Genomic DNA, 12,173 nt, shown 5'->3' on the forward strand with positions numbered 1-12,173 from the left:
CTTTCAAACCAGCCCCTAGCCTTTCATAATATTCAGTGAAGCCTTTCCATATTACTTCGCATCCCCTTCAATTCGATAGTTTGCTTTCACACAATCTACTTCCTCATATGATCCCAATGTATGTAAAATATATTCATAGTCTGCAAGAGATGCACGATGAGTAACGATAACAATTTCAGCTTTTCCTTTCTCCTGAAGTGGCATTTGAATAATTTTTTCAAAGCTTACACCTCGTTCAGAGAATAGCGATGTAATTTTTGCAAATACACCAATTTCATCTTTTACATGCAATCGTAAAAACTTTTTCACAACAATTTCATGAGGCTCTTTTAATACTTTCTCATACTGTGGAGAAACTGCACTATTCCCCGTTACACCAAGGCGAATATTTTGCATAACGGCAACGAGGTCAGAAACAACCGCTGTTGCTGTTGGTAAACTTCCAGCACCCGGTCCATAAAACATCGTCTCTCCTACTGCCTCTCCGTATACATATACAGCATTATATTCATTTTGAACAGCTGCTAGAGGATGTGTATTAGAAAGCAACGTTGGCTCAACTGTTACTTCTAGCCTGTCACCATCACGCTTTGCAAGTCCGATTAGCTTGATGGTATAGCCTAAACTTTTGCTATATGCAATATCTTCTTCCGTAATAGAAGTAATCCCCTTCACTTTCACATCTCCAAGTTCTACATTGGTGGAGAAACCAAGAGTTGCTAAAATCGTCATCTTTCTTGCCGCATCTAACCCCTCTACGTCTGATGTTGGATCTGCCTCAGCAAATCCAAGCTGTTGCGCTTCCCTTAACACGTCGTCATACGCTCTCCCTTCGTCAGACATTTTTGTCAAAATAAAATTTGTTGTGCCATTCACAATCCCCATTACTTTTGTAATCAAATCTGAGGAAAGCCCCTCTACAATGCTTCGTAAAATAGGGATGCCACCTGCAACACTTGCCTCATAAAATAAATCCGCACTGTTTTCTTTTGCTACTGTTAAAAGCTCTGCCCCATGTAATGCCATTAAATCTTTATTGGCAGTAACAACATGTTTTCCATTCTTTAAAGCTTGTAAAATGTAAGCTTTTGCTTCTTCTATTCCACCCATTACTTCAATAACAACATCAATATTCGGATCATCTATAATTTCATTTGCACGCTTCGTTAATAAATTAGGGGGGACTTGGACCTCACGTTCTTTATCTATATTTTGTACTAGTACTTTTGCTACTTTCACTGGGCAACCTACTTGGTGCATTAATCGATCCTGATGGTTCTCAATAATACGAACCACACCGCTTCCGACTGTTCCAAGTCCTAATAACCCTACCTGAATTTCATTCATAACACTCTTCACCCCTCTAAAAAATGTATTTAGATGTCATTATATAGTTTAAAATTCTGAAAAACAATGTATTTAGAACATTCAAAAAATAAAAATTTGTCTACGTAAAGAAAACGCCACCACATGTTATAGCATCCTTTACAAAATATAAGGGGTTTCCTGATACACATAATAATTAAGCCAATTCGAAAATAGTAAATTGCCATGACTTCGCCATCTAACAAGTGGTTTTTCATCTGGATTATTATACTTAAAATAGTTTTTTGGAACTGCTATATTCAATCCTCTTTGTATATCCCGTTCATATTCTCGTTTTAATGTATCGCAGCTATATTCACTATGCCCAAGAACAAAAATATGTTTTCCATTTTGTCCGATAACAAGATAAACACCCGCTTCTTCTGAAATCGCAAGTAATTTCAAGTCTTCTACCTTTTCTATGTCTGCTGCATGTACTTCTGTATGACGAGAATGCGGTGCAAAAAAGAGCTCATCAAATCCTTGTAATAATTTCACATGTTGCTCAAGTACTTCATGTTCGAACACACCGAACATTTTTTCTGCAAGCGGATATTTAGGAATCCCATAATGATAGTACAATCCAGCTTGTGCTCCCCAACAAATATGCAATGTAGACGTTACATTCGTTTTCGAATAATCCATGATTTTCTTGAGTTCTTCCCAATAATCCACATCTTCAAATGGAAGAGTTTCAATCGGAGCTCCTGTAATAATAAGCCCATCAAATCTCTCTTTTTCAATATCGCGAAATGTTTTATAAAAACTTGTTAAATGATCTTGCGCTACATTGCGAGAAATATGCGACTCCATATGAAGTAAATGCATATCCAATTGGAGGGGCGTATTACCGAGTAATCTAAGTAATTGTGCCTCGGTTTCTTGCTTTTTGGGCATTAAGTTCAAAATTGCAATTTTTAAAGCTCTAATATCTTGTTTTTCTGCTCGCTCCTTTGTCATGGTAAAAATATTTTCTTCTTGCAACACTTTACGAGCTGGTAAATCCTTGTCAATTATGATTGGCATTTGTTTTGCCTCCAATTAAAGCTGCTTCCAAATCAGCAATAATATCAGAAACATCTTCTATACCAACTGATAAACGAATTAAATCTGACGTAACACCGGCTAAACGTTGATCTTCTTCCGTTAACTGTCTATGTGTTGTACTAGCAGGGTGAATAACACAAGTTCTTGCATCTGCAACATGTGTTACAAGCGTTGCCAAATTCACATTTGCGATAAATTCTTTCGCCGCTTCTAGTCCGCCTTTAATTCCAAACGTTAAAACTCCACTTGTACCTTTCGATAAGTATTTTTGTGCCAATGGATAATTTTCGTTACCCTCTAATCCTGGATAATTAATCCACTCAATACGCTCATGCTTAGCAAGCCACTTTGCAATTGTAAGAGCATTTTCACTATGGCGTTCCATTCTCAAATGCAACGTTTCTAAACCAATATTGCTAATATATGCATTGAAGGGGCTCATACAATTTCCATAGTCTCTTAACAATTGAACACGCGCTTTTACAATATATGCTGCTTCCCCAAAATCCTTCACATAACTTACACCATGATAACTTGAGTCAGGTTCTACAAGTTCGGGATACTTTCCATTCGTCCAATCAAAATTCCCTCCATCAATTACAACGCCACCTAATGAGCTTGCATGCCCATCAATATACTTTGTTGTAGAATGGACCACAATATTTGCTCCATGCTCAAACGCCTGACATAAATATGGCGTTGCTAATGTGTTATCAACAATAAACGGTACGTCTAGTTCTTTTGCGGCACGAGAAAATTCCTTGAAATTCAAAACGTTCATAGCTGGATTTCCAAGTGATTCTGCATAAATAAGCTTTGTTTTATCATTGGCAAGCGCCACAATTTCATCAGCGGATAAGTTCGGATTAAAAAATGTAACATCAATTCCAAGCTTACGCAAACTAACTCCAAATAAGTTAAAAGTTCCTCCATAAACAGTTGAAGAACAAAGTAAATGGTCACCACTGCTACAAATATTTAAAATAGCAAGCATAATAGCAGCCTGACCGGAAGCTGTTGCAACAGCACCGACACCACCCTCTAGTTCTGCTAACTTCTGCTCAAATGCTGCAATTGTCGGATTCCCAATACGCGTATAGATATACCCTTCTGCTTCTAAATTAAAAAGCGCCGCCAAATCATCTGAGGTGTCATATTTATATGTTGTACTTTGATAAAGTGGTAGAACGCGCGGCTCCCCATTCTTTGGTGTATATCCCCCTTGCACACAGATCGTTCCTTTTCCCCATGATTCGCTCATTTCTCATACTCCCTTCTTATATAAAACAAATAAAAAAACTGCTTCTTTCCTGAATGAGAAAGAAGCAGTTTAAAAACACGCTCTAAAATTCCTTCTTATCTCTCAGGATTTATTACCTGCAGGATTTGGCACAATTCCGATATTCGGCTGTTGCCAAGGCTTCATAGGGCCTGTCCCTCCACCTTTTCTTGATAAGACTATGCAATTACCAATGATTTTATAGCAATTATTTTCTAATGTCAATTTATTTACTGAATCTTTATAAAACAATATATTAACTGTTTATTTTTATTTTCAAAAAAATAAAACTATATAACTATCCTATATCACAATAACAAACAAGTATCCCTTAGTAACTACTCTATAATCACAGCTGTGCCATAACCGATTAATTCTGAAGAACCTTGCCCAGCGGCCATCTCAAAGTGCAGACCAACAAGGGCATTGCCCCCTAACTCTTTTGCCTCTTTCTCCATACGTTCTTTTACTATTTTCTTAGAATCCTCTAGCCTTTCTGTATAACTGACTAGTTCTCCACCAACAATTGACTTTAAACTCGCAAATAGATCTTTTCCAACGCGACGTGATTGAACAACACTTCCCGTTACTAATCCAAGAATGCCTGTAATGTTTTTTGTTGGTACGGAACCTGTAGATACCATCAACATTCTGACTCTCCTCCTATTTCATCCTCCATATATAACAAAGCAACTTTACATTTAAGTGAACATAAACTTACAGTTTATGATAAAAATAGATATCCTTTCAATGGAACAATCCACTTTTTTACTTTGTACTTATTCACAACATTGATATAATGATTAAAAATGCAGTTATCATTATATCACCTGAGGGGGCTTTTACAATGACATTAAATAAAGCACTTACAATTGCTGGTTCTGACACAAGCGGTGGTGCCGGAATACAAGCAGATTTAAAAACATTCCAAGAACTTGGTGTATACGGAATGACATCTCTTACAACAATCGTAACAATGGATCCACATAATAGCTGGGCACATAACGTATTTCCTATCCCTGTTTCTACATTAAAACCACAATTGGAAACAACAATTGAAGGTGTCGGTGTAGATGCATTAAAAACAGGCATGCTTGGATCCGTAGAGATTATCGAAATGGTTGCTGAGACAATCGAAAAACATAATCTAAAAAACGTTGTCGTAGATCCAGTTATGGTTTGTAAAGGGGCAGACGAAGCCTTGCATCCGGAAACAAATGACTGCTTACGTGATGTTCTTGTACCAAAAGCATTAATTGTAACACCAAATTTATTTGAAGCATATCAATTAAGTGGTGTGAAAATTACTACTCTTGCAGACATGAAAGAAGCAGCAAAAAAAATTCATGCTTTAGGTGCAAAATATGTACTAATTAAAGGCGGTAGCAAATTAGGTACAGAAACAGCAATTGATGTATTATATGATGGTGAAACATTTGAACTTTTAGAATCAGAGAAAATTGATACAACAAATACACATGGTGCAGGTTGCACATACTCAGCAGCCATTACAGCTGAACTTGCAAAAGGTAAATCTGTAAAAGAAGCTGTAAAAGTTGCGAAGGAATTCATTACTGCAGCGATTCGTCATTCGTTTAAAATCAACGAATATGTAGGCCCAACACATCACGGTGCATATCGTAAATTTGCCGGAAAAGAACTTGTATAACAACGCAAAAGTAAAGCTATCAAACGGTAGCTTTATTTTTTATTTTTGTTCCACGTGAAACGTAAACAGAAAAGAAGAGTGAAACCTCACTCTTCTTTTTTAACAACACCTTGATACTTTTCCTCCTTTTGCATTAAATCTTGCTTCTTGTGCCTCTGCAAAAAATTGTTTTCGGCATAATATAGGCTCTCCAGGATGATTTTCTTTCATATGAATGACATATGTTTCATAACTTGGAACTCCAACAAGCAAGCTAATGAATTGTTTTCTTGCTCCCCATATGTTTCCGAATTTTTTAAGCATAATTTCTCGACTCACTTTCATCTCTTGGAATATATGGCGCTTCTTTTAATGGTATCGCCTTGTTTTGCAACACACGAACCCATATACGAATTGCAGAAATTAGAACTGCTATGACAACTAACATGAAAATTCCACAAAGTGCTGCATCAATATAATCATTGAAAATGATTTGTTTCATTTGTGCGATATTTTTTGCTGGTGCTAATATTTTCCCTTCATCCAATGCATCTTGAAATACTTTTGCATGCGATAAAAATCCAATTTTAGGGTTTTCATGGAACAGCTTTTGATAGCCAGCTGTCATTGTTACAATTAGCAATCCGATTGTGGGGATCAATGTTACCCAAACGTATACCTTTTTGCCCATTTTGAATAAAATAGTTGTTCCAAGTAATAAAGCAATTCCAGCTAGCATTTGGTTAGCAATACCGAAGAGTGGCCATAATGTATTAATGCCACCAAGAGGATCAACTACTCCCTGGTATAAGAAGTAACCCCATCCTAATACGCATAATGTTGTAGCGATCACATTTGCTACTGTAGAATCTGTTCTTGCAAAAGGCTTATATACATGTCCTAATATATCTTGAATCATAAAACGGCCTACACGTGTTCCTGCATCAATTGTCGTTAAAATAAATAGTGCTTCAAATAAAATGGCGAAGTGATACCAAAATGCCATCATCGCTGTACCACCCAATATTTGCGAAAAGATATAAGCCATTCCGATTGCTAATGTTGGTGCACCACCTGTTCGAGATAATATCGTTTGTTCTCCTACATTTGTTGCCAGTTCTTTTAGCTCATTTGGTGTAATTGCAAATCCCCATGATGAAATCACTTGTGCAGCCTGCGTTACATCTGTACCGATAAGAGCTGCTGGACTATTAATCGCAAAATAAGTTCCCGGTGTTAACACACATGCTGCAATCATTGCCATTGCTGCAACGAATGATTCCATTAACATTGCCCCATAACCAATCGGTTGTGCATGCCCTTCTCTTTCAATCATTTTTGGCGTAGTACCTGAAGAAACTAAAGCATGAAATCCTGATACAGCACCACAAGCAATTGTAATAAACAAAAATGGAAATAAGTTCCCTGAAAATACCGGACCTGTTCCATCAATAAACTTCGAAACAGCGGGCATCTGTAATTCTGGCGCAACAATGACAATGCCAATTGCCAATCCAACGATTGTACCAATCTTTAAAAATGTACTTAAATAATCACGCGGTGCAAGCAGCATCCAAACGGGAAGTGCAGATGCGATAAAGCCATATACAATAAGCATGATAGCAATTGTTTCACCACTAAACGTGAACATGCTTGCAAGAGTAGAATTTTCAGCTACATACTGTCCACCAATAAGGGCTAAAATGAGCAAAATAATTCCAATAACCGATCCTTCTCCCACTCTTCCTGGACGAATATAGCGCATATATACTCCCATTAAAATAGCAATTGGGATGGTTGCTGCAATCGTAAACATCCCCCACGGACTTCCGATAAGTGCTTTCACAACTACTAAAGCCAATACAGCTAATAAAATAATCATAATACCTAAAATCCCGATCATTGCGATTAACCCTGTAATAGGACCAATCTCATCCTTAATCATTTCTCCTAACGACTTTCCATTTCGTCTCATTGAAGCAAATAAAATGACAAAATCTTGTACTGCTCCTGCAATAACAACCCCAACAATAATCCAAATCGTTCCTGGTAAATACCCCATCTGCGCTGCTAAAATAGGGCCTACTAGAGGACCAGCTCCTGCTATTGCTGCAAAGTGGTGACCAAATAGCACCCATTTATTCGTTGGTACATAGTCTTTTCCATCATTCAATGTCTCAGCTGGTGTTTGTCGATTATGATCTAGTTCAAATACTTTTCTCGCGATAAATCTACTATAAAATCGATATGCAACGGCATATACTGAAACCGCAGCAACTAATAACCAAATGGCATTAATCGTTTCCCCCTGTGATAAAGCAATCACTCCAAATCCGGTAGCTCCTAATACTGAAATTATCCCCCAAAGCAAAATTGATTTGAATGCCTTCACATACAATCCCCCCAATATAACTTCTTAGTGGAGATTGTACTAAATTTTCTGAATATTTAATTTGAATCCTCCTTATCATGAAGGATTCTTATGTTATCATGTTCATATTCTCTCACAACTTGTTACAATTCAATTCTATTCCGAAGTTGTTTTACATAGTTTCGACTAACAGGAATCGACTGCTCATCATACTTTTCCAAATAAAGATTATACGTTCCATTATAATAAGGTTTTAGTTTCCTTACATATATAACATTAATTAAATAACTCTTATGAACGCGTAAAAAATCATATGTAGCCAATTTATTTTCTAACTCTTGAAGTGTATACGTTGAAATATAATGATTATTTGTTGTATAAATAGACACTGTTTTATTTTCTTTATTCTTGCTTACATATACGATATCCTCGGGAAAAATGTACGTAATCCCTTCCTGACTTTCAATTGGAAGCTTCCGTAAGTAACTTCTCGTTTTCGTTCCAATTTCTTGCTCCATTCTGTGCGCTAAAAATAATACATCATCCTGATGAAATGGTCGCAGCAAATAATAAAATGCTCGAAAACGAAAAGCCATAACAGCCTCCTCAACATTCTCCCCTATAAATATAAATTTCATATTGCAATTTTGCTCTCGCAACAAGTTGGAAAACTCAAATCCTGTTCCGTCTTTTAGCTGCGTATCTAAAAAGACGAAATCTGGAGCATGCTTCTTTGCGATATGTAAAGACTCCGTTCCAGTGATTGCTTCTAGACATTCTACATTTCGTATATTTTCTGTAAATAATTCAATTAATCTATTTCGTCTTTCTACCTCGTCCGTAATAAATAAAATTTTCATTTGCCCAACCACCTAATTGTTTGATCCATGTGTCTTGTTTTATACATTCGCTTTCATTGGAAATAAACCCTTTTTTAAACTTTATTTTCTACTGATCATGATTCCACATAAAAATAGAAAAAAGGAAGTCACCACAACTTCCTTTTTTCTTATATTAATTCTTGCTGCTTTGTTTCTTGTCCAAGTACGATTACTGAAAGTACTCCCATTAAAATAGAGGCACAAAAGATTGTAAAAATGAATGAAAGGGATGTTTGCAAGGCAACCAAATATCCTACTACAAGTGGACCTAAAATTCCTCCGATACGACCAAATGCAGCAGCCATACCTGCTCCTGTTCCACGAATCGCTGTCGGATATTGCTCAGGCGTATATGCATACAAAGCACCCCAAGCCCCTAAATTAAAGAAGGATAGAAACATACCTGCTACCACTAATATCGTTACAGAATCTGCAATACCAAATATATAAGCACTACAAGCTGTACCAATTAAATACGTGATCAATACAAACTTCCGACCCACACGTTCAATAAACCACGCAGCTGTAAAATATCCAGGTAGTTGTGCTAGCGTCATGATTAATACGTATTCAAAACTTTTTATTAAGCTAAATCCCTTTAATACCATTACGCTTGGTAACCAAAGAAACATACCATAGTAAGAAAAAACAACACAGAACCATAAAATCCATAGCATAACAGTGGCTTTCCGATACTCTTTAGACCAAACAGCTTTTATATTGGTCATAACAGATTGTCTCTTTTCTACTTTTTCAAACTTAGGTGAATCTGGCAACTTCCATCTTAAATACAGAGCATAAATGGCTGGAACTGCACTTAAAACCATCGCTACTTCCCAACCATATTTCGGGATGACAAAATATGAAATAATCGCAGCGATTAACCATCCGCCTGCCCAAAAACTTTCAAGTAAAACGACAATTCTTCCGCGTTCATGTGCCTCTACGCTTTCAGATACAAGTGTAGAAGCAACTGGGAGTTCCCCGCCAAGCCCCATACCAATGAAAAAACGCAAAATAAGAAATGCGCCTACTGTTGTTGTTAAAGCCGTCAAACCACTACCGATCGAAAAAAGCAATAAAGTGATAACAAAGACTGATTTTCGTCCCCTTTTATCCGCCATTATTCCAAATAAAAGGGCTCCTACTGCCATACCGATAGAATTTATGCTACCAATCCAACCTATCTCCTGGCTTGTTAATCCCCACTCTTTTTGTAAAGATACAATGACAAATGAAAGCATTCCGACATCCATTGCATCAAATAGCCATCCAAGCCCCGCTATTCCGAGAAGCTTTCGCTTTGAAATTTCTTTTACCTTCCCCACTAGAAGTCCTCCTAACACAGGTGTCTTTACACATAATTTTACACATGTGTACTGCATAAGTAAAACAAATTTATTCTGCCATTTTAGCGATAGTAAGACTCCCCTCAAAAATTCGACTGAAAACAAAGAAGTTAAGCGGGAGTATAGTTGCTTGTAAAAGTTCGACTCATGAATATAGAGAGGCCTTACTAATTAACGCTTTACTTTATCATTCCCTTAGATTTATCCTTTCATTACTTACGTCATAAATGGATGGTAGTCGACTCTACCGTGTTCATATGTATAAAAAAAAGCAGCGAGACCTCGCTACTTCTTCGAACGCATTACTTCCTTTAAAAACTCTGCCAATACAAGCTGACGGCGCCAACGAGTTGGATTACTACATAAACGATAGAACCACTCTAAGTGAATGGCTTGGATCCATTTTGGTGCGCGCTTTACCTCACCAGCCCAAACATCAAAACTTCCACCTACACCGACTGCCATCTTTGCTTGTAATCGATTTTTATTATTTTGAATGAAATTTTCTTGTCTTGGGAATCCAAGTGCAACAAGTAGTAGATCTGGTTTTGCTTCTTGAATACGCGAAATAATATTCTCTTCTTCTTCAGGCTTAAAGTAGCCATCCTGCAAACCAACAATGTTTATAGCCGAATATGTTTTCTTTAAGTAATCGGCAGCGCCTTTCACAACATGCGGCTTTGCACCTAACAAGAACACGGATACAGATTTCTTTTCTTTTGAAAGTTCTCCAAATAAATGATTCATTAAATCAAAGCCTGCTACTCGTTCTTGAAGCGGTGTCCCTAACATAGCGCTTGCTTTTACAACACCAATGCCATCTGGTGTAATTACATCTGCTTGTAAAAGTGTTTTTTGGAAACTTGAATCTTTTTTTGCGCACATGACAATTTCAGGATTTGCTGTTACAACTTGAAATGTATGAGCTTGTTCAACTTCCAACTGTTTCATAAGGTATTGTACAGTTTCTTCCATCGTCATTGTAGAGAAAGGAACACCTAAAATATCAACTGTTTGTACTGCCATAATTACAATCCTCTCTATTATTCAAGGTTATTTCGCTATTAATTGTTTATATGTTTCTTTCGTATCCTCATATAACTTGTTCAGTGAGAAATTTGCTGCAGCATGCTCGTAAATCCGTTTTCCCATTACAGCAAGTTCACCTGTTTTCCATTTTTCATACGCTTGTTCTAAAGCATTCGCCAAAGCTTTCCCATCACCTACTGGAACAACCCATCCATATGTGTCATCTACGATTAACGGTTCAATTTCACCAGCTCTTGTTACAATAGATGGTACACGTTGATTTGCTGCTTCTAATAGAACTAACGGAAACCCTTCACTATGAGATGTTAATAAGTTAATATGAGCCGATGCAAATAACTGTTTCACATCTTGACGATGCCCTAAAAATTGAACCTTATCTTCAATTCCTTTTTCTTTCGCTAAAGCCTTTAAGTCTTCCTCTAATGGACCATCGCCTACTAATAACACCTTAATTTTAGTCAATGAAGTCTGATTTAATGCATCAAATAATACTTCATGCCCTTTAACTGGATGGAGGCGCGCAACTTGAATGGCCGTAAATACATCTTCTTCAATATGAAACTTTTCTTTTTTATCATAACCTTGCGCTTTTTCTTTATCATATTCAATTCCATTATAAATAACACGCATCTTTTCACTAGAAATTCCCAATTGTTCCAAACTCTTTTTCAAACGATTTGTTACAACAAAGAATAAATCTATATCCTTTAAAGCCTTTAAGTTTAATTTCGTAAAAATCCATCCTTTTAAACCTTGCTTTGTAAAGTCTTGAAACGGATCACTATGAATGGTTGTCACCCATTTTGCAGCAATTCTTTTTTTCATAAGAGAAACGTAAAAGTTTGCTCTAGGACCATGTGTATGGACAACATCAAATTGTTCCTCATTAATGAATCTACTTATATTTTTTAAAATAGATAAATCGTAGCGAGATTTCTGTGAGAACACATGAACTTTGATTCCTATCTCCCTTGCTTCCCTCGCAACAATCCCGTCTTCAAATACTGCCAGTTCTACTTCATCGGTTGGGAACTGATCGAGAAGTGAAATAATATGTGTCTTTCCTCCCCCGTCTTCTGCTCCTGCATTCATATGCAATATCCTCATTCTTTTTTCCTCCTTTAAATCCTCGCCACATTTCTATCTACCTTTTATTTTACTGTACTAAAAAATAAAAGCTAAC

At 36.8% G+C, this 12,173-nt stretch carries 11 protein-coding genes and 1 riboswitch; of the genes, 1 reads left to right on the top strand and 10 read right to left on the bottom strand.

Annotated elements, in window-relative coordinates:
• Positions 1 to 51: 51 nt before the first annotated feature.
• From MR056_RS07375 to MR056_RS07390, 4 genes are all read right to left on the bottom strand, one after another.
• Positions 52 to 1,347: a homoserine dehydrogenase gene (locus tag MR056_RS07375; RefSeq protein WP_210370642.1), complete on the bottom strand. Its 1,296-nt coding sequence runs from the start codon at positions 1,345 to 1,347 to the stop codon at positions 52 to 54.
• A gap of 138 nt (positions 1,348 to 1,485) precedes the next feature.
• Complete coding sequence (gene metA / locus MR056_RS07380; RefSeq protein WP_012096367.1) at positions 1,486 to 2,391, bottom strand: homoserine O-acetyltransferase MetA; 906 nt, start codon at positions 2,389 to 2,391, stop codon at positions 1,486 to 1,488.
• Complete coding sequence (locus tag MR056_RS07385; RefSeq protein ID WP_210370643.1) at positions 2,375 to 3,673, bottom strand: bifunctional O-acetylhomoserine aminocarboxypropyltransferase/cysteine synthase; 1,299 nt, start codon at positions 3,671 to 3,673, stop codon at positions 2,375 to 2,377. The genes metA and MR056_RS07385 overlap by 17 nt, the downstream gene beginning before the upstream one ends.
• 92 nt (positions 3,674 to 3,765) lie before the next feature.
• Positions 3,766 to 3,871, bottom strand: a riboswitch (SAM riboswitch).
• A 158-nt stretch (positions 3,872 to 4,029) separates the two neighbouring features.
• Entirely contained in the window at positions 4,030 to 4,341 is a 312-nt protein-coding gene (locus MR056_RS07390) for a YbjQ family protein (protein ID WP_210370644.1), read from the bottom strand.
• 197 nt (positions 4,342 to 4,538) lie between these two features.
• Between MR056_RS07390 and pdxK the strand changes: the two genes are divergently transcribed.
• Positions 4,539 to 5,360, top strand: a complete 822-nt coding sequence (gene pdxK, locus MR056_RS07395) for a pyridoxine/pyridoxal/pyridoxamine kinase (protein ID WP_012096370.1) — start codon at positions 4,539 to 4,541, stop codon at positions 5,358 to 5,360.
• 99 nt (positions 5,361 to 5,459) lie between these two features.
• On the opposite strand, the gene MR056_RS07400 is transcribed toward pdxK, so the two are convergent.
• The 6 genes from MR056_RS07400 to MR056_RS07425 form a co-directional block, all read right to left on the bottom strand.
• A complete protein-coding gene (locus MR056_RS07400; RefSeq protein WP_012096371.1) occupies positions 5,460 to 5,663 on the bottom strand; it encodes a YbdD/YjiX family protein in 204 nt (67 codons plus the stop codon).
• Positions 5,656 to 7,731, bottom strand: coding sequence for a carbon starvation CstA family protein (locus MR056_RS07405; protein ID WP_012096372.1), 2,076 nt, complete (start codon positions 7,729 to 7,731; stop codon positions 5,656 to 5,658). The genes MR056_RS07400 and MR056_RS07405 overlap by 8 nt, the downstream gene beginning before the upstream one ends.
• A gap of 122 nt (positions 7,732 to 7,853) precedes the next feature.
• A complete protein-coding gene (locus MR056_RS07410) occupies positions 7,854 to 8,570 on the bottom strand; it encodes a LytR/AlgR family response regulator transcription factor (protein ID WP_012096373.1) in 717 nt (238 codons plus the stop codon).
• A gap of 149 nt (positions 8,571 to 8,719) precedes the next feature.
• Positions 8,720 to 9,919 carry an MFS transporter gene (locus MR056_RS07415; protein WP_087099585.1) on the bottom strand — a complete coding sequence of 400 codons (1,200 nt, stop codon included), beginning with the start codon at positions 9,917 to 9,919 and terminating at the stop codon, positions 8,720 to 8,722.
• 306 nt (positions 9,920 to 10,225) lie between these two features.
• Positions 10,226 to 10,966 (bottom strand): WecB/TagA/CpsF family glycosyltransferase, encoded by a 741-nt coding sequence (locus tag MR056_RS07420; RefSeq protein WP_012096378.1) that lies wholly within the window; start codon positions 10,964 to 10,966, stop codon positions 10,226 to 10,228.
• A gap of 27 nt (positions 10,967 to 10,993) precedes the next feature.
• Positions 10,994 to 12,097 (bottom strand): glycosyltransferase, encoded by a 1,104-nt coding sequence (locus MR056_RS07425; protein ID WP_087095633.1) that lies wholly within the window; start codon positions 12,095 to 12,097, stop codon positions 10,994 to 10,996.
• Between the last annotated feature and the right edge of the window lie 76 nt (positions 12,098 to 12,173).

The organism is Bacillus cereus group sp. BfR-BA-01360 (genome assembly GCF_022663595.1).
Taxonomy (GTDB): domain Bacteria; phylum Bacillota; class Bacilli; order Bacillales; family Bacillaceae_G; genus Bacillus_A; species Bacillus_A cytotoxicus.